Annotated in this window: 16 protein-coding genes and 2 riboswitches; of the genes, 11 read left to right on the top strand and 5 right to left on the bottom strand. The window is 53.0% G+C overall.

All coding sequences use genetic code 11. From position 1 onward, the window contains the following. Positions 1 to 18: 18 nt before the first annotated feature. Positions 19 to 2,616 carry a chemotaxis protein CheB gene (locus tag QOL74_RS07030; RefSeq protein WP_283408743.1) on the bottom strand — a complete coding sequence of 866 codons (2,598 nt, stop codon included), beginning with the start codon at positions 2,614 to 2,616 and terminating at the stop codon, positions 19 to 21. A gap of 476 nt (positions 2,617 to 3,092) precedes the next feature. Between QOL74_RS07030 and QOL74_RS07025 the strand changes: the two genes are divergently transcribed. The 11 genes from QOL74_RS07025 (at position 3,093) to QOL74_RS06975 (ending at position 13,461) form a co-directional block, all read left to right on the top strand. Further along, positions 3,093 to 3,980, top strand: coding sequence for a fructose bisphosphate aldolase (locus QOL74_RS07025; protein WP_283408742.1), 888 nt, complete (start codon positions 3,093 to 3,095; stop codon positions 3,978 to 3,980). 217 nt (positions 3,981 to 4,197) lie between these two features. After that, positions 4,198 to 4,376: riboswitch (cobalamin riboswitch) on the top strand. 174 nt (positions 4,377 to 4,550) lie between these two features. Continuing rightward, positions 4,551 to 5,297, top strand: coding sequence for a CbiQ family ECF transporter T component (locus QOL74_RS07020; protein WP_283408741.1), 747 nt, complete (start codon positions 4,551 to 4,553; stop codon positions 5,295 to 5,297). After that, positions 5,294 to 6,085, top strand: a complete 792-nt coding sequence (locus tag QOL74_RS07015; RefSeq protein ID WP_283408740.1) for an energy-coupling factor ABC transporter ATP-binding protein — start codon at positions 5,294 to 5,296, stop codon at positions 6,083 to 6,085. The genes QOL74_RS07020 and QOL74_RS07015 overlap by 4 nt, the downstream gene beginning before the upstream one ends. Before the next feature lie 173 nt (positions 6,086 to 6,258). Then, positions 6,259 to 6,439: riboswitch (cobalamin riboswitch) on the top strand. Positions 6,440 to 6,603: 164 nt separating this feature from the next. Beyond that, on the top strand, positions 6,604 to 7,086 hold the full coding sequence (locus QOL74_RS07010) for a hypothetical protein (RefSeq protein ID WP_283408739.1): 483 nt from the start codon (positions 6,604 to 6,606) through the stop codon (positions 7,084 to 7,086). A gap of 61 nt (positions 7,087 to 7,147) precedes the next feature. Further along, the gene (locus QOL74_RS07005; protein ID WP_283408738.1) at positions 7,148 to 7,756 is read left to right on the top strand and encodes a CbiM family transporter; all 609 of its coding nucleotides are present in this window, start codon (positions 7,148 to 7,150) and stop codon (positions 7,754 to 7,756) included. Beyond that, entirely contained in the window at positions 7,756 to 8,220 is a 465-nt protein-coding gene (locus tag QOL74_RS07000; protein ID WP_283408737.1) for a hypothetical protein, read from the top strand. The genes QOL74_RS07005 and QOL74_RS07000 overlap by 1 nt, the downstream gene beginning before the upstream one ends. 29 nt (positions 8,221 to 8,249) lie before the next feature. Further along, positions 8,250 to 9,923, top strand: a complete 1,674-nt coding sequence (locus tag QOL74_RS06995; protein WP_283408736.1) for an ABC transporter substrate-binding protein — start codon at positions 8,250 to 8,252, stop codon at positions 9,921 to 9,923. Between the two features lie 3 nt (positions 9,924 to 9,926). Further along, positions 9,927 to 10,889, top strand: a complete 963-nt coding sequence (locus tag QOL74_RS06990) for an ABC transporter permease (RefSeq protein WP_283408735.1) — start codon at positions 9,927 to 9,929, stop codon at positions 10,887 to 10,889. Continuing rightward, positions 10,882 to 11,718: an ABC transporter permease gene (locus tag QOL74_RS06985; protein ID WP_283408734.1), complete on the top strand. Its 837-nt coding sequence runs from the start codon at positions 10,882 to 10,884 to the stop codon at positions 11,716 to 11,718. Before QOL74_RS06990 ends, QOL74_RS06985 begins: the two co-directional genes overlap by 8 nt. Next, positions 11,715 to 12,749 carry an ABC transporter ATP-binding protein gene (locus tag QOL74_RS06980; protein WP_283408733.1) on the top strand — a complete coding sequence of 345 codons (1,035 nt, stop codon included), beginning with the start codon at positions 11,715 to 11,717 and terminating at the stop codon, positions 12,747 to 12,749. The genes QOL74_RS06985 and QOL74_RS06980 overlap by 4 nt, the downstream gene beginning before the upstream one ends. Next, positions 12,742 to 13,461: an ABC transporter ATP-binding protein gene (locus QOL74_RS06975; RefSeq protein WP_283408732.1), complete on the top strand. Its 720-nt coding sequence runs from the start codon at positions 12,742 to 12,744 to the stop codon at positions 13,459 to 13,461. The genes QOL74_RS06980 and QOL74_RS06975 overlap by 8 nt, the downstream gene beginning before the upstream one ends. A 201-nt stretch (positions 13,462 to 13,662) precedes the next feature. On the opposite strand, the gene QOL74_RS06970 is transcribed toward QOL74_RS06975, so the two are convergent. The 4 genes from QOL74_RS06970 to QOL74_RS06955 form a co-directional block, all read right to left on the bottom strand. Then, positions 13,663 to 15,399, bottom strand: coding sequence for a sensor domain-containing diguanylate cyclase (locus QOL74_RS06970; protein WP_283408731.1), 1,737 nt, complete (start codon positions 15,397 to 15,399; stop codon positions 13,663 to 13,665). Between the two features lie 403 nt (positions 15,400 to 15,802). After that, positions 15,803 to 17,227 carry an AAA family ATPase gene (locus QOL74_RS06965; protein WP_283408730.1) on the bottom strand — a complete coding sequence of 475 codons (1,425 nt, stop codon included), beginning with the start codon at positions 17,225 to 17,227 and terminating at the stop codon, positions 15,803 to 15,805. Positions 17,228 to 17,565: 338 nt separating this feature from the next. Next, the gene (locus QOL74_RS06960) at positions 17,566 to 18,507 is read right to left on the bottom strand and encodes a M15 family metallopeptidase (RefSeq protein ID WP_283408729.1); all 942 of its coding nucleotides are present in this window, start codon (positions 18,505 to 18,507) and stop codon (positions 17,566 to 17,568) included. A gap of 67 nt (positions 18,508 to 18,574) precedes the next feature. After that, complete coding sequence (locus QOL74_RS06955; RefSeq protein WP_283408728.1) at positions 18,575 to 21,634, bottom strand: efflux RND transporter permease subunit; 3,060 nt, start codon at positions 21,632 to 21,634, stop codon at positions 18,575 to 18,577. Positions 21,635 to 21,652: the final 18 nt, after the last annotated feature.

Here is a 21,652-nt window from a genome sequence, read left to right as displayed (position 1 = left end):
GGAGGTGATATCACGCCATTATTTCCGGTTCACAAAGGTCAGTACGGCTCCTTCGATCACATTTTCGAGGGTACGATAGGGCTGAATGTACATGGTGTACTGGTTGCCTTCAATCGACTGCACTTCCACCTCTTTTGGAACAAGGGTGTCCAAGACCGCCCGGGTATCCTCTACCAGGCTGTCATAGCCCATCAGGTTGTTGACGATATGCCCCACCGGGCGCCCCACATCACTCAGAATCAGATTAATGATCTGTGTGGCGGTGGGCGTAAACCGCATGATGCGCAGCTGATGATCCACAAACACGGTGGCGATCCCTGTACCTGCCAGCAAGTTGTTCATGTCGCTGTTGACCCTTGACAGGTCGGTCACCTTATTCTGCAGCTCTGCATTCACCGTTGCCAATTCTTCAACCATTGATTGCAATTCTTCCTTCGATGTTTCCAGCTCTTCATTAGTTGACTGAAGCTCTTCGTTCACAGATTGCATTTCTTCATTGGATGACTTGAGCTCTTCATTGGAAGTTTCCAGTTCTTCGTTGGTCGCCTGAAGGTATTCTTCCATCTCTTGGAGTTCCTGTTTGAGACGTGCATTGCGCAGGTCATTTTCAGGATCATGCGCCATTTCCTTCACGGTACACTGATCAATGACAGGCATTGGCTCAGGAGCTTCTTCCAGAATGATGAGGTACAGGGACTCTTTCTCTGAAGATAGTGTCTTGGTGAAAACGGATCGAATGGTCATGTTTACCATGGTGAAATCGCCATTGATCTTCACCTTCAACCCCTGATGCCGGGCGGTTTCTTTGGAGGCCGCCACCTTGTGAAGCGCCGTTGTCAGCGGACGTTTTAATCCTTCTCTGGCCATTCTGATAATGTTTCTGTCAAATTCACCCGGTGCCGGCTCCAGGTACTTGCCGCTTTGACCATGGAGATAGAGCAAATCGCCTCTCTCATTGACCAGTGCCCCTGCCAAATTCATGTGCTGCAACAGCCCTTGATCAGTCAGATAGCGCAAGGTGGGTTCTGTGGTGTTGGCCCTTTTTCCCTTTGATGGATGAGAGGCCCGCTCATCGGCGACCGCCGCCGGGGGCAGGTATTGCCTGACGATGTCTTTATTGGTCAGCGGGTTGTTTTCTTTGCGCTGGTAGATCTTGTGTTTGCGATCCATGTGCGAAAACATTTCGCTGAACTCCCCCACAGATTCTGAAGTGCCTAAAAATAGAATTCCACCCGTGTTTAATGCGTAGTGAAACAGGGGAATCAGTTTTTTCTGCATGTCGCTGCCCATATAGATCAACAGGTTTCGACAGCTAATGAGATCAATCCTTGAAAAAGGCGGGTCTTTCACCACGCTCTGCTCTGAAAAAATCAACAGATCACGAATGTTTTTTCTCACCCGATAAAAACTCGGACTGCCATTGGTGCGATTGGTACCGTGGGCCTCATTTGGTTCAGGTGTAAAATGCCGGGCCAGTCGCTCTTCTGAAATATCGGTGGCGATACCGGCAGGATAAATACCGGCGCGCGCTGTCGCAATGGCTCTCTGATCAATATCAGTGGCAAAAATGTGAATTTGGTCATTTCGTTTCATCTTCTCCTGATATTCGGAAATCAGGATGGCAAGGGAATAGGCTTCTTCACCGGTGGAACAGCCAGGCACCCAGATGCGCAGGGGGATCTCTGGCGGTCTGTTTGAAAAGAGGGCTTCAACATGTTTTTCCAGGGCTTCAAAGGCTTCTGGGTCTCGAAAAAAGCTGGTGACCCCAATGAGGAGATCGCGAAAAAGTGCCTCCACCTCCTGGGGAGTCTGCTGCATGTATTTCACATATTCTTCAAGAGTGTCTGTTTGATGCACCGCCATGCGTCTTTCAATGCGGCGGTTAATGGTACTGGGCTTGTATTGGGAAAAATCATGCCCTGTCTGGTTTCTCAGCAGCGAAAATATCTTCTTCTGCACATCTTCAGTGACCTGCGTCGCTTCAACCGGCAGAACCGATTTGCCATAATGGTGGGCTGCATACGCCATCAATTGTGCCGGCATCTTTTCAGGAGAAAGCGTGTAGTCCGCCAGGTTTGTCGCGATGACACTTCTTGGCATTCCGTCATAATCAGACGAATCCGGGTCCTGTACCATGACCATGCCGCCTTCTTCTTTTACCGCTCTTACACCAAGGGTGCCGTCGCTGCCGGTGCCAGACAGCACAATACAGATGGCGCGTTCATGCTGATCTTGTGCCAGCGAACGGAAAAAGAAATCAATGGGCAGCCGCTGCCCCCGGGGGGCCGTCGGTTTCTCAAGTTGCAATGCACCCTGCGAAAGTGATAAATTATAGTTAGGTGGAATAATATACACACAGTTGGGTAAGACAACCATACCGTCCTCCACTTCATACACTTTCATGTGCATGTCAGTGAGCCGCCGAATCAAATCTGCCAGCAGGCTTTTATGATCGGGTGCCAAATGCTGCACCAGGACAAAGGCCATGTCGGGCTGTTTATCAGCAGGTATCCCTGAAAAAAAAGCTTCGAAAGCTGCTAAACCGCCTGCGGAAGCGCCAATACCGACAATGGGAAACTGGTTTTCTGAGGAGTGTTCTGTTTTCTCTTCCGGCATAAAAGATGCCTCCTATCCTTATAAATGCAGGTAAGTCTTTCACCTTTCATGTTTTTCTGATTCCATCATCCTATATCTACCCAAACTCATCGTATCCACCCAAATTTATTATTTTTACCCAAATTTATTATTTTTATCCACTTATACTATTTTTTTATCCAGATATATTTTTCCACCCACGTTTATTGATGTCAGCCAAATTACCAATGCGCACACCGACTTCTCTTTACTGCTTTAAATAAGATGCCCTTACTGCTTTAAATGAGATACCCCTTTGTTCAACAACGTTCAATCACTTTATCCAGCAACTTTCACCCCTGGCCTTCAAATCCTGATAATTCCTTTCCCGGGAAGCGTTTAAACCCATCGAATCCGGATATCATCTTACTGCGGGATCACGTTACAGGCTTACCCGTATATCGATCTGCATGTGCAGGTTGACTCGTCTTGTCGAAATATGGAAATGGGGTAAATGCATGAACATGCACCAGCTTAAAAAAATGGGCAACGGCAAGGGTTTCATTGCGGCACTCGACCAGAGTGGCGGCAGCACCCCCAAAGCATTGGCAGCCTACGGCATCTCAGAAGACCAGTACACCGGTAAGGAGAAAATGTTTGAACTCGTCCATGAAATGCGCTCCCGAATCATGACCAGTCCCGCTTTCACTTCTGGTCATATCCTGGGTGTCATTCTGTTCGAGCAAACCATGGACAGTTTAGTTGACGGCATGCCCACCGCAACCTACTTATGGGAAAAGAAAGGGATTCTTTCCTTCCTAAAAGTTGACCAGGGGCTGGCAGATGTTTCAGAAGGCGTCCAACTGATGAAGCCCATGACTGGTTTGGATGAGCTGCTGGCGCGCGCTGTAAAACATCACATATTTGGCACAAAAATGCGTTCTGTGATCAAAAGCGCTGTTCCCGAAGGGATTCGAAAAATTGTCGACCAGCAGTTTGATTACGGGAAGCAGATTCTTGCAGCCGGACTGGTTCCCATATTAGAGCCGGAAGTGGATATTCACAGCACCGACAAAGCCGAATCTGAACGGCTGTTGAAAATTGAAATTCTCAACCATCTCGACCAGTTGCCTGAAGATGCACTGGTAATGCTGAAGCTCTCCATACCAGATCGGGATGGTTTTTACCAGGATCTCACCACCCATCCCCGGGTTCTGCGCGTGGTGGCTTTATCCGGCGGTTACAATCGGGAAGAAGCCGTTGAACGCCTGTCCCGAAACCCGCATCTCATCGCCAGTTTCTCTCGCGCACTGGTGGAAGGGCTGACCGCACAGCAAACAGACAATGCCTTTAATGCCATGCTGAAAGATGCCATTCGGGATATTTACATGGCATCCATCACCTAACACCGCCGGCTTTTTGATTTTTGCATTGCTGCCTCCCCGGCAGGCCGACTTTCCCTTTGCCGGCGACTGCAATTTGACAAGCCTTTCGCCAGCACCTATACTGAAGTCAGAAGAAACTTGAAGAGGCTTAAAGAACGTGAAGAAGCTTGAGAAGGTTAAAGAAGCTTAAGAAACTTGAGAAGATTAAAAGAAGCTTAAAGAAGCTTGAGAAACTATATGACATTGATTTGTTTAAGGTGCTTTCGCAGGAAAGAGAATCGGGAAGACCGGACATGCCGGCGCGGACCCACCACTGTGAATGAGGACAATGCCCTGACAGGCCACTGGGTGACCCTGGGAAGGCAGGGCGGCGGAAGACTCATGAGCCAGGAGACCGGCCTTGAACAATGACCATTGCTGCCTGCCGCAGCGGTGGTTTGACATGGATTTTAGATGGGAAAATCCCTGGTGGCTCGCAGCCTGCCAGGGATTTTTGCATTGAAACCATGAGCGCATCAGTATGAAGTATCTTTTGACTATTGACTATCAATCTGATGACTATCAATCTGAATCAGAAAGCAGGAAGCCTTCATGCCCACGCCGCCCGCAGCCAACCACGCTTCAATGCTGAGATCAACCTCATTGCTGGTGACCCACCCCGGCCTTGCCATTGTCAACGCCTTTGTGGTGCTGTGGGGCATGGTGCTGCTGGAGCGGCCGGAAACAATGGCACTGCTGCTGCCAGTGCTGTTGCTTTTTCTGTTCACCGGCAACCGGATGACTCCCGCCGCCTGGTGGCGGCTTCTCATGGTTCTGCCCATGCTGCTGGTACTCACCCTGCCCCTGCTCATCGCCCAGGGCTGGCCGCCGCCCCATGAAAACCGTCTCATCGCCGCCACCCTGGCCCTGCGGATCTTCAACGCCACCCTGGTGCTGATCTACCTGGGCACCAGCCGCAGCCGCGAAGCATTGCTGGAAGGCCTCACCCTTCTGAAAATGCCTGAGGTGATGACCACCATTCTCCTCCTCAGCTTTCGCTACTTCATCATGGTGCGCCAGGATGTCATCAGCGGTCGCCGGGCCCTCCAGTCCCGGGGCATGGAAAAACTGTCCCTTAGAGAGCAGCTTCCCTTCTGGGGAGAATGGATCGGCGGCTTTTTTCTGAAAGCTTCCGATCATTCCGAACAGGTTTACCGGGCACTGAAGGCCCGGTCTTTCAATGGCCACATTCCCTCAGAGACACCGCCCCCCATGGGGCTTGTGGAGAAGGGTGTCACCCTGCTGCTGATCCTGTTATTTCTGTGTTTCATCTTTCTGGAAAGGGGGTTGCTGCCATGATGGTTCACATCCAAAACCTGTTCTATACCTATGGAGACGGCACCACCGGCCTGAAGCAAATTCACCTGCAAATTGCCCCCGGCCGACGCACCGCCCTGCTGGGCGTCAATGGCAGTGGTAAAACCACGTTGCTGTACCACCTGAACGGCACTTTTCTGCCCCAGCAGGGCCAGGTAACAGTGCTGGGCATTCCCGTCACCCGCCAGACGCTCCCCCAGCTGCGGCGGCAGGTGGGATTTCTCTTTGATTACCCAGACCACCAGCTTTTTGCCACCACCGTTGCCCGGGATGTGGCCTTTGGCCCCCGGAATCTGGGATTCTCCAAGACAGCAACAGCCCAGTCTGTCACCCGTTCCCTTGATCAGGTAGGCCTGGCCGCACTGGGAGAAAAGCCGCCTTATCAGCTGAGCCTTGGGCAGAAAAAACGGGCGGCCATTGCCGGTCTGCTGGCCACCGACCCCCAACTCATCGTATGTGACGAACCTTTTTCAGGCCTGGATCCCCATGCTCAGGAACAGTTTCGCCAGGTATTGGATGAGTGGATTGCCCAGGGACGTTCCCTGATTTTCAGCACCCATGATCTGGAACTGGCCTATGCCTGGGCAGACGAAGTCATTCTGCTGCGGGAAGGGGAAGTGCTGGCCCAGGGCCCGCCTCTGGAGGTGCTCACCGACGCTCCCTTGCTGACAGCCGCCAAGCTCCCCATGCCCCTGCTGGCCCGGCTTTTTGCCGGTCATCCCCGTCAGCCCCGAAATGTTGAAGAAGCCCTGGCCTTGATAAAGGACTGAGCCTCAACTCAAAAGTGATTCAACTTCATTCGCTTATTGAGAGAAGATCGAGGTGGCGTCACGCCTATCGAGGTCGAGCAACTTCTGATGCATGACCCACAGACGTATGACCTGCAGACGTATGACACACATTTGACAAACAGGCTTTCTCCCCCTATACTGAAGGTAACTGAATCGGACAATCCTTTTAAGGTGCTTCGAAAGAAGAGAATCGGGAAGCCGGGCAAGCCGGCGCGGACCCACCACTGTAGATGATGACAATGCCCTGTCAAACCACTGGATCAAAAGATCTGGGAAGGGAAGGGCGGCGGAGGAATCATGAGCCAGGAGACCGGCCTTGAAAGCAGCCAGCAAGCATGGGATGTATGCCTGTTTGGCGACCAGAGGATTTTTGATGGGAAAAACCCTTGGCCAATGGCCAGGGGATTTTTTTTGTCAGTCCTGTCCCTCCCTGAAAGGATCATCTATTCAGCTCACATACACCACGTTCACATCAACCTTTTTGGGAGGAATCAATCATGAAAAAAAACATTTTGAGCCTGACCATCCTGCTGCTTCTGGCCGCCCTGCTGTTCCATGGATGTACCGGCAGCACTGCCGAAAATGACCATGGCCACGAGCATGGCGACCTGCCCTACGAATGGAGCGGCGAACTGAATCTGGAAATCGGAACTTACGAAATCACTTTTGAAGAAAGTGAAGATGAATCCATGGACCTGGCCTTTGTACTGATGGATGGTTCCATCACCGATCTGGAACATCACGGCCAACACGTGCTGGAAGCAGAAAAAGAAGTGATTGCCGCCGATGGCACCTTCACCGCCCTGCCGGATTACGGATACACCCTGAAATTGAACCCGGCGGGTACTCATTTTTACTTTACCATTGAAGAAGCGGGGCGGTACATGCTTTTTGCCGAACACCTGCCGGAAGAGTTTAACCTGCAGTTTTTAGGCCAGACCGGCGAAGTCCTGACCCCCGAAAATCAAATAACCCACTAAGCGAATGTACACCAAGAGATGATAACCACTCTTGAACACCCATCAAAGGAGGCAATGAGCCATGCATTTAGCCGACGGTGTGTTGAACGCCCCCACCATCGCCATTACCTATGCGGGTACCGCAGCCCTGGTTGGCTATGGTCTGAAACAGATTCAGGAAGAAGAAATCCCTAAAATCAGTCTGATGACAGGCACTTTTTTTGCCGTCTCCCTCATCAGCATTCCCGTGGGCCCCTCTTCCATTCATCCCCTCATTGCAGGGCTGCTGGGAGTGATGCTGGGACGCCGGGCACCCGTCGCCCTCTTCATCGGCTTGCTGCTGCAAGCCATCCTGTTCCAGCACGGCGGTCTCACCAGTCTGGGGGCCAACACCCTCATGCTGGCCATTCCTGCCCTCACCGCCCGCCAGGTGTACCTGCGGCTCTCTCTGAGTCCCTTAGTGAAGGGAATGGTCGCCGGCGCGCTGGCCACCGTGCTCACCGTGGCTATTCTGGTGCTGTTGCTGGTAACCAGCCAGCCCCTCTTTGCCCGGGGTGCCGCCTCAGTGGTAAACCTGCTGATCATCGGCCACCTTCCCCTGGTGGCCATCGAAGCCGTCGTCACCGGCTTTGCCCTGCAGCTGATGGCCCGGGCCAAACCCCAGTGGCTTGAAGAAGGAGGGGTTGCCTGATGCTGGTTTTTCCGTCTTTTCCGTTTTTCTCCAGCCGCCATCGACTGATTTTTCCTGCTATTTCAGCCATGGTCATCATGAGCGCCATGCTCTTCATGGCCCTGTGGCAGCCAGTCTGGGCCCACTCCCTGCACATTGATCCCCTTGAAGGGGACCGGGTGCAGGTTTCCTATGACGGAGGCGGCTTTTCCCGCCGCACGGTGGTCACCGTACTGGACCCCATCGGCCACGTGATGGAAGAAGGCCGGCTGGATGATGAAGGGATCTATGCTTTCGGTCATCTGGAAAACCCCCACACCATTCTGGTGGATGACGGTTTGGGCCACCGGGCCCAGTGGATCGTCGGCACCACCCAGCGCCGGCTTCACAAATGGCCTGTGGTGGGTGGTATGTGGGTGCTTTTCGGAGGCGTCGCCTGGTTCTTCCACCGACGAGTCCATCACAAGCGGTCTGTGATTTCATGAAAAAAACACACCTGAAAGAAGGTCAATCAATGAAACAGTTATCTTTAGTCCCTCTCCGCAAAACGAATCAGCTCCCCACCAACGTCTTTCATGGAAAACAGCCTTTTACACTGCTGCTCACCCTCCTGTTGGCGATGATGCTTCTTATCACTGGTTGCAGCCCCGCTGCCCCCGCTGCAGCGAACGAACCCGCCGGTACCCCCGCAGCTGAAAGCACCGCCCCCGCTGTGGCAGAAGCCAACACCCCTGTTGACCCTGACGCTGAAATTGTACTGGCCGGCCGTCGTAACCTGGCCCCCGGCGAACGGGACGCCTACTACTGCAGCTCTATTCTCTTTGTCTGGGAACCCCTGGTGAGTCAGGACAGTAACGCCTCTCCCATTCCCGGCCTGGCAGAAGACTGGGAAATGTCAGAAGACGGCCACCAGTGGACCTTCCACCTGCGCCAGGGTGTTACCTTCCATGACGGCACCCCCTTTGATGCCGATGCGGTGCTGGCCAATTTTGAACGTATGGGCGGGGAAGTCAAAACGTCTTCTTTCTATCCCCTTCATGTCGACACCCACTACCCCAATCTGCAGGAAGTGCTCAAAGTGGATGACCATACGGTTCAGCTGGTCTTTTCCCAGCCTGCCCCCACCCAGCTTTACAACATGGTGAACTTCGGCAGTGCCATGTACAGCCCTCACAACTTCTCAGAAGATGGTTATTTCAACGGCCTTGCCCAGGGAACCGGCCCTTTCCGCCTGGTGGAAAATGTGCTGGATGAATACCTGGTACTGGAACGAAACGAAGATTATTACGGCGAAAAAGCCGTGGCCAACACCATTCGCATTCGAGTGATTCCCGATGTGGACACCCGCTTTGCCGCCATGAAGGCAGAAGAAATCATGGGCGTACTTGATTTAAGTGCCATCACACCCGCTTTGGCGGAAGAGCTGGTGAAAGATGAACGGTTTGGCCTTTCCAGCACCAAATCCACCATGATTCGTTTTCTCATTCCCAACGGCACCACCTTCCCCTTTGATGATGTGCGCATGCGCCAGGCCGCCAGCCTGATCATCGACCGGGAAACTTTTGTGAATGAACTGCATCACGGCTTTGGAACCCCCACCACCAACATTCTGAACTACAGCACCCCTTTCTACCATGATATCCCCGTGGCCTACGACCCTGAAAAGGCCAAAGCCCTGGCTGCCGAAGTACTGGGAGACCAGCGGATGCCCATCACCTTCTATGTCAACGGCGGGGAACCCCTTCAAAAAACCGAGGCGGAACTGCTTTCTGTCTGGTTTTCCGAAATCGGTCTGGATGCCACCATTCAGGTGATGGAATGGACCGCGGTGCGGGAAGAAATGAAAGCAGGCACCCACCATTTGGCCCGGGCGCAACAGGGTTTGTCCAACAGCGAAGCCGCCACCATCTTCCGCCGGTTCATGCTTCCCGACGGTGACCAGAACGTGGGTTATCGCCTGGGTTACGATAATCCCCGGGTGAATGAACTCATGGCCGCTGTCGATGGCGAACTGAACCTGGACCGCCGCCATGCCATTTATCAGGAAATTCAGGAAATCTCAGCGGAAGAACAGCCCATCATCCCCCTCTTTAACGATGTCACCCTGCTGGTGTTCAATAAAAAGCTGGCCAACTATGATGCCCAAGTGTACGGCCTGGATCTGCCCGCCATCGGCTGGGCTGAATAAGCCATGAAACACACCATGGGCCTTTATGTATGGCGGCGACTGCTGGCCCTTGTGCCTGTTTTGGTGGGCATCAGCATCATCGCCTTTGCCCTGGGAGTGCTGGCCCCGGGAGACCCTGCAGAAATTGCCCTGAACCGCAGCGGTCTCTATACCCCCACGCCAGAGCAAATTGCTCAGGTGCGCAGCGAACTGGGCCTGGACCGCCCCCTGGTGGTGCAGTACGGGCACTGGTTTCAAAATCTGCTGCGGGGTGACCTGGGCACCTCATACACCAATGGTCGTCCCGTAGCCGGCGAACTGCTGCGCCGCCTTCCCCTCACCCTGCAGCTGGCAGGGAGTGCTTTTATGCTCACCTGTTTCAGCGGCCTGTTCTTTGGCACCCTGGCCGTAGTCTTTCACCGGGAATGGCCGGACCGCCTCATCAATCTGATGGTGAATCTGTTGTTATCCTTTCCCGGTTTTTGGCTGGCGCTGCTGCTGATTTTAGTGCTGGCAGAAAACCGGTCACTGCTCCCCACCAGCGGCACCGGAACCCTGGCTCACTTTGTCATGCCCACCCTGACCCTCTCTGCCGCCACCTCAGCCATTGCCATTCGTCTCACCCGGGCTTCCCTGCTGCAGGAGATGGGCAAGCCCTACATGCTGGCCGCCAGAGCCAAAGGCCTCCACCGGTTTCGCCTTGTGGCCACCAATGCCCTCCCCAACGCCCTGCCACCGGTGATGGCCCTGCTGGGCAATTACCTGGGAGGTATTTTGGGAGGCTCTGTGGTTATTGAAAGTATTTTTGCCCTGCCCGGCATTGGCAGCTACGCCATCGAAGCCATTTTCACCCGGGATTACCCCGCCTTGCAGGGCTATGTCCTCATCACCGGCACTTTTTATGTACTGGTGATGCTGCTGGTTGATTTGTTGTCTGTAATGCTGAATCCCCGGGTACGGTTGGGAGGTGCTTCATCCCATGGATAAACAACCGTCTCTGCCCCCCGCTGACCTGGTGCTGCCCCTCCTGCTGCTGGGGGGGATTGCGCTGGCCAGCCTGGCGGCACCCCTGCTGGCCCCTTATGATCCCAATCAGATTCACATGGCTGCACGACTGCAAGGACCATCCGCCACCCACTGGCTGGGCACCGATACCCTGGGCCGGGATCTTTTCAGCCGAACCCTCTACGGCGGCCGTCTTTCTTTGATGCTGGCCCTGGCCGCCACCTTCCTTTCCATGCTCCTTGGCTTGGTGCTGGGCTCCCTTGCCGGTTATTTCAACGGATGGCCGGACCAGCTTATCACCACCCTCACCAATATTTTTCAGGGACTCCCCGGTACCAGTTTCATGGTGGCCATTGCCGGCATCATGGGCCCTGGGTTTCACAGCCTGCTATTGGGCCTGGTGATCACCTCCTGGGCGGGATTTACCCGCATTGTGCGGGCAGAGGTCATGCATCTTAAAGAAGAACCTTTCATCGAAGGGATACGCTGCCTGGGGGCAAGTCATGCCCACATTTTATTTCGCCATATCCTTCCCCATCTACTGGGCAACACTGTGGTGCTTTTCACCACCCGGGCGGGCCGTACCGTGCAGGCCATCGCCGCTCTCAGCTTTCTGGGCTTGGGACTTCAGCCGCCGGCACCCGACTGGAGTGTGATGATCAGTGATGCCCGTATGTATTACCGCAGCAGTCCCCATTTGATTCTCGTGCCAGGTGTCTGCATTTTTGTGTTGCTGTTGAGCATCAACCTGATGGGAGATGCCTTGCGAAACCTGGCAGACCGCCGCAGCCAGGAGGTGTGGAAAGAATGACCGCAAGTTCCCATTTTCATACGAAAGAACCGATTCAACCTGTGATGACACCTGAAGCGGCTACTGATGCTCATGGTGAAGCTGCTACTGATCCCCCCCACCTCACCCTTGATGCACTGGCAGTGGATTTTCACCTGGCCACCGGCCCGGTGCGAGCCGTCAACGGAGCCAGCCTTACTTTTCATCACGGTACCATTCACGGTATTGTGGGTGAAAGCGGGTGCGGGAAATCAGTTTTGGGGCTTTCCCTCCTGGGACTGCTTCCCCCTTACGCCGCCGTCACCGGGCGTATCCACTATCGCGGACAAAATCTTCTGCAATGCCGCGAAAGAGATTTCAGAAGGTTGCGGGGACGATCAATCGGGCTCATCCCCCAGTCACCCCAGGATTCCCTCAATCCCGTGGTCCCGCTGGGCCGTCAACTGCTGGACGCCCTCTGGCATCATGCCCTTCCCCGCAGCGAAAAACAATCCCTGCTCTGCCGGCTCTTGAATCAACTGGGGTTCTCTTCACCGGCATCACTCATGCAAGCTTACGCCTTTCAGTTGAGCGGCGGCATGCAGCAACGGGTACTGGCAGCCATGGGAGTGGCGGCAGACCCGGCCTGGATTCTGGCAGATGAACCCACCAAGGGCCTGGACCAGATCTCCAAAGAACAGACGGTGCAGCTGCTGAAAACCGTGACAGCCCAATCTCGCCGGGGACTGATTGTCATCACCCACGATCTGCCCATGGCCGCCGCTCTCTGTGACCAGGTGTCGGTGATGTACGCCGGTGAAATGTTGGAAACCGGGCCTCATACCCTGACCACCCCCTGTCACCCCTACACCCGGGGGCTGCTGGCATCTTTGCCGGAGAAGGGTTTTCAACCCATGGCAGGAAAACCCCCGGCTTTGGGCACCCGCTTCACCGGCTGTGCCTTTTCATCCCGTTGCCCCGCAGCCATGGCCAGATGCCAGACACAAAAACCACCGGAGAGTCGTCCCAAAGACGCCCCCCGGCAGAAAGTCAGGTGTTTTCTTTATGCTTGAAGCCCGCGCCCTTTCCAAAGGCTATGCCACCGGCCTCTGGCGTTCTTCTGTCACCCCCGTCTTTTCCGATGTGAGCCTGCATCTGGTACCGGGAAAAACCCTGGGGCTGGTTGGACCCAGCGGCTGCGGGAAAAGCACCCTGGCCCGGGTACTGCTGCGCCTGATTCCCCCTGATCAGGGAAGTCTCTGGTTTGATGGTCGGGAGATCACCCACCTCAGCGGGAAATCCCTGCTGTTTTTTCGCCGCCGGGTCCAGTTTTTGTCCCAGCACCCCCACACCTTCTTCAACCCGGCATACACCATGAAGCACAGCCTGCTGGAGGCCCTTCGTCTGCTGGGGGACGGCTCGCCAGCCGCCACGTTCAATCAGCTGACGGCCGAGGCTTCCCTGGCACCCCTGCTGGAGCAGATGCAGCTGCGTCCCGCCCTTTTGTCCCGCTATCCTCATCAACTCAGCGGCGGAGAGCTTCAGCGACTGGCCCTGTGCCGGGCACTGTTGCCCCAGCCCCGGGTACTGATACTCGACGAAGCCACCTCCATGCTGGATGTATCGGTGCAGTCACAAATATTGCACCTGCTGAAAGACCTTCAGGTGCAACGCCAACTGGCCTATTTGTTTATTTCCCACGATCACGAAGTGGTGCGCTGGATGAGTGACGAAGTGATGTCCATGTCATCCACCGGCTCTGCCTCTTTGGTGGCGCTGGTATAGCTTTATTTCTTTTGCCTCCCTTACGGGAAACGACCCTGCCTGCCATTTTCATTGATGGCTGTTTCCAGGGCCGTTTCCCTTTTTTATGGTTTAGGAAATCACATGCGCAAAGAACTGCGGATAGAATGTTTTCAAGAGGTTTTGTGCTGGTTATGCTGTCGCTGGTGGTCACAATTTTGCCTTCAGCCTGGCAGAGAACCTTTATTCATCTGTGAGGGACTCCCGCTGAGCCTCTTTTCGCTGGTACATCCGCCTTTCAGCCTGATGCAGCACCTCCAGCACGTCCTGCTGTTCATGGGTTTTGGTGGCGCAGCCCACTGCCGCCAGCAGTGGAATAGGAGATTCATTATCTGCTGCCATTGCCTGCAAGATTTTTTCTTCCAGGGCCATAGCAGCCGCTGCATCTTTTTCCGGCAGCAGAATGACAAATTCATCACCGCCAATGCGGGCACAGATTTCCCCCTGGGTACACACCCGCTCCAGCACCTGAGCCATCTGCCTCAACAGTTTGTCACCAGTCTGGTGCCCATACACATCATTGGTCATTTTCAACCCATTCACATCCAGCATCACCACCGACAAGGGGAGACCTCCCTCTTTTTCCAGCCGATTCAAAGTTTCTTCATAATAGCGCCGGTTGTACATTCCCGTCAGCTGGTCGTGATAACTCAGGTATTCAATCTCCCTTTGCATTTCTTTGTTACGGGTGATATCCAGAGAGTTGGCCAGGGCCCGTTTCACACCGTCAATCTCCACAATGGTAAGGAGCACATCCTGCCAGTAGATGGTGCCGTCGGCGCGCCGGGCCAGCCATTCAAAACGCTGCGCCCCTTCTTTCACCGCCTGGCAAAAGATTTCAATGCCTCTTTCCATGGTGTAGGGAGGGCCCGCCCATTCATTGATGCCTTTCATCTCTTCCAGGGTATCACAGCCGCTCATGGCCAGGGCCGCCGGGTTGGCATCCAGCAGTTCACCCGTTTCCACAGATCGGATCGTCAGCCCCCCCGGTGCCGTGGCGAAGAATGAGCGAAACTTCTCCTCACTTTCTTTCAGCACCCGTTCAATCCGTTTCCGTTCCAGAGACATGCCCACCAAACGGGCAAAGATTTCCACCAGATTATGATTTTGCAATTTGGTACCCTTTGCCATGATCAATATAAAATCGCCGATGAGTTTCTCATCTTTTTCGATGCTGACGGCCACCATTTCTTCAATTCCAAAGGTTTTTTCAATCACATATATAACAGCCGCAGGCACGCTGTTATCCATTAAATCCTTCATGCGCAGGCCTTCCCGCACCACGGCTCCCCGGCTTCGTTCAATCATGGACTCCTCATAGGTCCAGACCTTCCCCACCAGGTCGAAACCCAACATGCGGGAGGCCTTCTCCACGTGACCATGGGTGCCACTTACAGCCATCGTCACCGAAGAGCGGCCATCTGGTCGATAAAGATCAAAGGTGGCATACTTGGCCCCAGAAATAAACCGGACCTCATCTGCCACCCATTGGGCATCCAACTCTCCCTGAGGCATTGTCATCAACTTCTCAGAGATGGCAATCAACCGTTTTTCCATGGTGATCTCAGATATGTAGAAGGTGAAACACCCGTCACCGGCGGACTCCGCCACCACCCGGTGCCAGACTTCATCGGAAAACATGGGCTGCTCTGTCACCTGACGGCCACCCTTCAGCGCCACCTCACCGGCGAAGGCAATCCAGTCAAAGGCACTGCCGGCCATCTGCGGAAACAGCTGGCTCATGCGGCGCCCCGTGATTTTTCCTGACGGCAGTTTCATCATTTTTTCGAAGGCCTGGTTGACCGACAAAAATTCATAATCGCAGGGCAATCCGTTCTCATCAACCAGCAGCCGGTGGTGAGCAATGGCAATGGGTGCTTCCTGTATGATATGCTGAATCTGTTGCCCGGATAAAGACATGCCGGTTTTCCCCTCTCGTTTTAAACCGCTTTTCTGCTAACTTTCTCTTCGGATAAATCACTGCAGATAGGTCTTTATTCTCATTTTACCAGAAAAAGCTATTGTCCACCAGTCAATTACATCTGTTCCTCCAGCAAAGGTAACACCTTTTCAGCTATTCAGTTGCTGGACTGATTTAATCCAATAAAAGACTGCCTCTCACTAATATCGATGGAGAGGCAGTCCATTGGGATCACCCCCGCGTGTGCGGGGAACAAACTTGGAAAGCATTGATATACCCGTTTTATCAATTGCTATTCTTAACTTCAATGAGCTTTTCGCAAAGAATTATAGTATTCTGGCAATCTTGAACACATTGAGGTCTGTTGACAGATGCAATGCACAAACAGACAAGCACCCGGTTTCATAAAAGTGTTAATCTCTCCCAAAGCATCACATTTCTCTTCTCTGCCGCAAAAGCTTTCATTTGGTTGGTGAAGCCCGATTTACTGAAAAGTACAAAGTACTCCTGACGCTGATTCTTATGCCATTGAACACTTTCCGCTTTTTGCTGCAACTCCTGGTATACTCTCATGCTCACCGGCTTCTCCGTAAATTTGCATTCACCAAAAATGATATCTCCTGACTCTTCATTTAGGCCGACAATATCTATTTCTTCCTGACGATTCCACCACTTGCCTATTTTGGTGATTCTGAATGGCTGATTTGTAGAATAACTATGTTCCAGAAGTTGTTGCCGACACACTTCTTCATAGACAAACGCAGCGTGCTTTTCGATAAATCTGTCCTTGATTTGCTTCATCACCTGGTCAGTTTGCCCGGCTTCAATTTCTTCCCGGTAGGGATAAATGAATAAAAACCAGAACTTGATAAAGTGATCGTTGATCTCATAGAGGCCTTTTTTGCTTTTAGCCGGATTTTCTTCTGTGACCGGCACCTGGCGTCGAATCAAATCCAGGTCTTCCAGAATGCTTAAATATTTACTCAAGCCCTGAGGTTTCACATTCAGCGCCGCCGAAATCTCTCCCAGTTTATGGTGACCGTGGGCGATGGTTTTCATGATTGACATATAGCTTCCAATTTCACTTACTTCTTTTTCCAGGAGAAAGATAGGTTCTTCCAGCAAATAAGCTCCTCTGGTTGCCATATTTTCGCGAATTAATGACCACAAGCTGCCCTTTCCCTGAAAAATTTCAATGTATTTAGGCACTCCTCCGGTGACGGCATATTGGGCCAGCAAATCCATGTCCTTCATCTGAAGATGACTCTGATGATGTTGTTGAAAAAAGTAATGGTAGTGATTGAAACCAATGGGCTTCAATTTCCACTGAGCTGTTCTGCGACCATAGAGTGGGCTGGAATAATGAAGCACCTGGGATTCTATCATGGTGATGAGTGACCCGCATAGGATCAGCATCAGGTCTTCGTGTTGGAGACATTCATCCCAAATGCGCTGAAACAAGGAGGGAAATCCCTTGTTGCTTTTTGACAGGTATTGGAACTCATCAATGACAATGATTGGGCGCCCTTCCGGTTTTCCTTTAACCAGCTGTTGAAAAATCATCTCCCAGTTCAGCTCTGTCACCTGTTTCAGTAACTCGTTACCGGTGAAATCTGCCACCTTATCCCGGAAGCGCAGCATGTTTTCCCTTTCCATCTCTTCACTGGCCATCAAGTAAATAGCTGGCTTATTTCGTATAAACTCTTGAATCAGTCTTGTTTTACCGACTCTTCTTCGGCCGTACAGCACATAAAAAGATGCTTCTTTTCTTGCGTATTCTTTTTCTAATGATTGCAATTCAGCTTCCCGATTCACGAAAGAGTTCATTCGATTATCATCTCCTTGACAATGGATGGCACTTAATTTATTATACTTTGCTTTATTATACTTCATTTTATAATAATTTCAAGTTTCGCTTATAGATGTGGCTTATGTACAAAAAGGTTCTATGATGAATGTCCACCAATCCAAATTCTTGTATTTATTGCATTGTCAGCCACATCAACAAAGCCTGAATCCCATTTTGCAGCGGGTTTCAGGCTTTATTGATGAAGTGTGGTTGTTGTTGAAGTTTTGTTGTTAGCAAGTGTCAGGGATGAGATTTTCGTGCACGGGATTATTGGCATGCTTTTTAGCCATCATTGAGTGATTTTGAAAGGTTTCATTTAGCTGTCGAATGGAAATTCTGCCAACTCTTCTTCCATGGTCAAACCGGATTCATAGAGGCGGGTGGCCAGGCCATGACCCACATAGCGGAAGTGCCAGGGCTCATAGATATACCCGGTGATCTCCTCTTTGCCTGCCGGATACCGGAGAACGAAGCCGTAGTGGTGGGCATTTTCCTGGAGCCATTTGCCCTCAGGTGTTTCGCCAAAGCGGGTGGTCAACTGCCGCCTCACACTGGGAGAAGTGATGTCTGCTGCCAACCCTGTTTGATGTTCGCTCTCGCCAGGCCGGGCAGTGGATCGGTTGGCCACAGCTTCTCCCCGTTCTCTGGCTCTGGTGTTGAAGAGGTATCGCTGGGTGGCATAGGACCGGTAGCCTGACCTGAGAACCAGCTGCTCCCCTGTTGCTTCAAGGGCGGCTGCCACCATTTCTTCCAGGGCATCCGCCGCCTCTTTTCTCAGCAGGCTGGCTTCGCCGGAATACATGACAGACACGTTGGGTGTCACCAGATTGTCCGGCACGTAGTCTTCCGGCAGGGGATGCTCCCGATTGACTATGACGGTGAGTTTTTCCGGTTTTTTGGTGATCATGACAGGTTGCTGCATCACACGGATCTCCTTTCCTTCCAAAGCTTGAAAGCGTTCTTCGAGATTTTCCAGAGGAAGCCATTCATCAAAGGGAATGATGATTTCCGGCGACAGGATGATGTCAACACTCATTTCTTCCTGTTGATGGAGATGGTAAAGGATGTCGTACAACAACCGCCTCTGTTCATCCGGTGTCAACGGTAAAGCGGCCTGGTTTTCCCAGAGGCCGCCTGCCGTGACCGGGTTTGTATAGACTGAGTTTGCATGGATTGGATGTGCATGGACTGGGGCCATACTTGCCAACATTCCCATGATCAGCGCCAGGATAAGGCTGACGGGGATGGTTTTTTTCATGATAACAACTCCTCCGATATCATAGACGGATATTACTCTTAAAATGTTTCATGCACGGAGGCTTTCATCATTCCGGCAAACCGCTCTTCCACCCATTAAACCGTTCTTCCATCCATTGGTACAGCAGGGGAATCACCACCAGGGTCAGCAGGGTGGCCACCAACAGACCGCTGATGAGGGCGATGGCCATGGGCCTGAAAAGTTCACTGGATGACAGGGCCAGGGGCATGAGTCCCATGATGGTGGTGATTGTGCTGAGAACAATGGGGCGAAACCGCACATGCACGGCATCATAGCAGGCTTCTTCAGCCTTTTTACCCTGGCAACGGCTTCCTTTGATGTGATCCATTAGGAGAATGGCGTTATTCACCACAATTCCCATGAGACTGATGACGCCCAGCAGTGCAGTGAGGGAGAGGGGTTGCTTCAGCAGCCACAGTCCCAGAACAGACCCGGTCATTGACAGGGGAACGGTGAAAAGGATCAGCAACGGATCTCGAAAGGACTTGAATTCTACGAGTAGAATGGCATAAATCAGGCACAGGGTAAAGAATCCCAGGATGCCCATGTGGGAAAAATTGTTATCGATATCTTCCCGCTCTCCCTCAAAGGAGACAGTCACCCCCCGGGGATCCCACCCGTTTTTCATCTGTTCTTCCAGGGCATTGCTCACTGCCACAGCGCTGTAGCCGGGGCGGATATCACTGGTAACCACCAGGCTTCGTTCCTGGTTAAAGCGGCTGATGCGCTCTATTTGTGGCACCAGTTTCACTTCTGCCACCTGGGCCAGAGGCACTTTTTCTCCCGTTATGCTTGATTTGATGCCCATTTGCTCCAGATCTGCCACGGTGGCTATGTCACTTTTTACCTGAATATCATAGGCTTTGCCTTCCTGACGTAAAACAGCGCGCCGACTGCCGAAGAGGGCCAGGCTCACTTCCTGTTGAACATCGGCATGCATCAACCCTGCCAGTGCCGCCTGATCTCCCGCCACAGTCACCTGGTACTGGTAGACACTGTCACTGGCATTACTGGCCACGTTCATGGTGCCCGGCAGCTTTTTCAGCGCCTGCTCCACTTCCATGGCGACGTGTTTCAGCTGGTTTAAATTTTCTCCCCGCAGGCGGATGGTCACCGGAGAGGCAGGATCAGACAGCTCCAATAGTCTTACCGTTGCCCTTGCACCTGCCACCCGGGCATCCAGCTGATCCTGCAGATGCATGGCCAACTGATCTTTTGTCGTAAACCGCTGGCTCCGGTCAAGATCAAAGGTGACAATGGCCCGGGTTAGTTCTGGCTGTGGGGCCACCGGCATCATGGTGGTGTAGAACTTCAGCAGAGGCGTGCCCACACCGGTGGTTACCTGCACCACTTCCGGTTCTGCTTCCAGCAGTGCATTGATCTGCCGGGCGATAACTTCTGTTTTTTCGATGTCTCCCGCCCGTTCCACATAGGTTTCCACATAGAGCACTTCTTTGTCGGCTTTTGGAAAGAAGGCCAGTGGCAGACGGGGAACCACCCCTGCCATGGTGAGAAGAAAGAAGCCGCCGACGGCCAGCAGCACCCACCCTTTTCGACGGGCGGATTTTTGCAGCAGCCGGACAAAAAAGCGGCTGCCTTTTGCCAGCACTTCATCGCTGAAACGCTGCTTTCTGGGCGTCATCATCATCGTCATGAATGCCGGCGTTACCAGTATTGCGGTCAGAAAGGATGCCATGAGCGCGAACATCACCACCCGGGGCAGGCTTTCCATGAACTGACCCACCTCGCCGGAGATGAACATCAGGGGCAGGAAAGCCGCCATGGTGGTGAGGGTGGAAGTGAACACAGGGATGGCGATCTCCCCAACGGCTTCAATGGCGGCGGTTTCTCTATCGGCCCCTTGGTCAAAGCGGTTCTGAATGGCATCGCTGATGACAATATTGTTATCCACAATCATCCCCAGGGCAATCATCAACCCTGCCAGAGACACACTTTGAAAGGTGATGGCTGTGATTCCCATAAGTGAAAAGGTGCCCAGCACCGCCAGGGGAATGCCTGCGGATACCACCAGGGCATTGCGCAAGCCCATGCCCATCAATATCATCACCATGACCAGTCCCATGCCCATCAGCAGACTGCCAATGAAGTGGGTCATGCTCCGCTCCACGTCCTGGGGCTGAAAGGTCACTTCGGTGATCACCAGATCCGGCGGCAGCTGCTCTGCCACTGCTGCCAGTTGTTGCCGCACCTCTTTTCCCACGGGAATCATGTTTTGATCTTCGCGAAAATAGCCGGCCAGCAGCACTGCCGGCGCCTCACCCTGGAGGATTCTGGCTGCATCTTCCTCATATGCCATTTCCACCCTGGCCAAGTCTTTCAGTTTCATCAAGCTTCCCATCTCCCGGGAAACTGCCACCACCTGGCCGGCCACATCTGCCACCGTTCCATAGGCCGTTTCGGTGGTCACCGTCAGGGGGCCTGCGTCGTAGGGAAGACTGCCCGCCGGCATTTCCAGTTGCTGCACCCATAACAGTTCGTTAAGCTCCCGGAGAGAAAGCCCCACCTGGTTCAGTTCTGCCTGCTTAATTTCCACTGTGACTTGCTTTTCCACGGTTCCCAGCATGGTTGTTTTGTAGAGGCCGTTGATTCCCCGCAGGGCGGCTTCCATTGTTTCTCCAAATGCGGTGAGCTGCTCATTGTTGTAGCTGCTGCCGGATAAACTGATCATAAACCCGGCAGATTCTCCCAGATTGGTGGCAACCGCCGGTTCCATGCTGCCCTCAGGAAGCCTGCCTCTCACATTTTCCAGCTTTTCACGCACCTGTTGATTGGCCTTATCGATATCTGCATCATCTTCATAAATGGCGAAGACCACTGAGAGGCCTGCCGCCGAGTCAGAAAAAAGCTGTTTCAAGTCATCCATCTCTGAAAGAACGTCTTCAATTTCCCTGGTAATCAGGGATTCCACTTCTTCCGGGGTGGCTCCCGGATAATGGGTGGTGACCATGGCTGCGTTGATTTTGATCATGGGATTTTCCTGTTTGGGCAGCATTTGATAGCTGAACAGCCCGAAGAGGGCCGTTGCCGCCGCCAGAAACAGGACGATCCGCCGCTGTTTTACCGCTGTTTCTATCAATCGTTGCATCATTGTGCCTCCTGTACC

Source organism: Anoxynatronum buryatiense (assembly GCF_900182905.1).
Lineage (GTDB): Bacteria > Bacillota > Clostridia > Peptostreptococcales > Tindalliaceae > Anoxynatronum > Anoxynatronum buryatiense.
The sequence above is the reverse complement of the archived record's forward strand: the minus strand, read 5'-3'. Positions and strand labels throughout refer to the sequence as shown.

What these genes read in the sequence shown, in the direction of transcription:
- QOL74_RS07030 (WP_283408743.1), bottom strand. Translation starts at nt 2,616, where the DNA reads ATGCCGGAAGAGAAAACAGAACACTCCTCAGAAAACCAGTTTCCCATT.
- QOL74_RS07025 (WP_283408742.1), top strand. Translation starts at nt 3,093, where the DNA reads ATGAACATGCACCAGCTTAAAAAAATGGGCAACGGCAAGGGTTTCATT.
- QOL74_RS07020 (WP_283408741.1), top strand. Translation starts at nt 4,551, where the DNA reads ATGCCCACGCCGCCCGCAGCCAACCACGCTTCAATGCTGAGATCAACC.
- QOL74_RS07015 (WP_283408740.1), top strand. Translation starts at nt 5,294, where the DNA reads ATGATGGTTCACATCCAAAACCTGTTCTATACCTATGGAGACGGCACC.
- QOL74_RS07010 (WP_283408739.1), top strand. Translation starts at nt 6,604, where the DNA reads ATGAAAAAAAACATTTTGAGCCTGACCATCCTGCTGCTTCTGGCCGCC.
- QOL74_RS07005 (WP_283408738.1), top strand. Translation starts at nt 7,148, where the DNA reads ATGCATTTAGCCGACGGTGTGTTGAACGCCCCCACCATCGCCATTACC.
- QOL74_RS07000 (WP_283408737.1), top strand. Translation starts at nt 7,756, where the DNA reads ATGCTGGTTTTTCCGTCTTTTCCGTTTTTCTCCAGCCGCCATCGACTG.
- QOL74_RS06995 (WP_283408736.1), top strand. Translation starts at nt 8,250, where the DNA reads ATGAAACAGTTATCTTTAGTCCCTCTCCGCAAAACGAATCAGCTCCCC.
- QOL74_RS06990 (WP_283408735.1), top strand. Translation starts at nt 9,927, where the DNA reads ATGAAACACACCATGGGCCTTTATGTATGGCGGCGACTGCTGGCCCTT.
- QOL74_RS06985 (WP_283408734.1), top strand. Translation starts at nt 10,882, where the DNA reads ATGGATAAACAACCGTCTCTGCCCCCCGCTGACCTGGTGCTGCCCCTC.
- QOL74_RS06980 (WP_283408733.1), top strand. Translation starts at nt 11,715, where the DNA reads ATGACCGCAAGTTCCCATTTTCATACGAAAGAACCGATTCAACCTGTG.
- QOL74_RS06975 (WP_283408732.1), top strand. Translation starts at nt 12,742, where the DNA reads ATGCTTGAAGCCCGCGCCCTTTCCAAAGGCTATGCCACCGGCCTCTGG.
- QOL74_RS06970 (WP_283408731.1), bottom strand. Translation starts at nt 15,399, where the DNA reads ATGTCTTTATCCGGGCAACAGATTCAGCATATCATACAGGAAGCACCC.
- QOL74_RS06965 (WP_283408730.1), bottom strand. Translation starts at nt 17,227, where the DNA reads ATGAACTCTTTCGTGAATCGGGAAGCTGAATTGCAATCATTAGAAAAA.
- QOL74_RS06960 (WP_283408729.1), bottom strand. Translation starts at nt 18,507, where the DNA reads ATGAAAAAAACCATCCCCGTCAGCCTTATCCTGGCGCTGATCATGGGA.
- QOL74_RS06955 (WP_283408728.1), bottom strand. Translation starts at nt 21,634, where the DNA reads ATGCAACGATTGATAGAAACAGCGGTAAAACAGCGGCGGATCGTCCTG.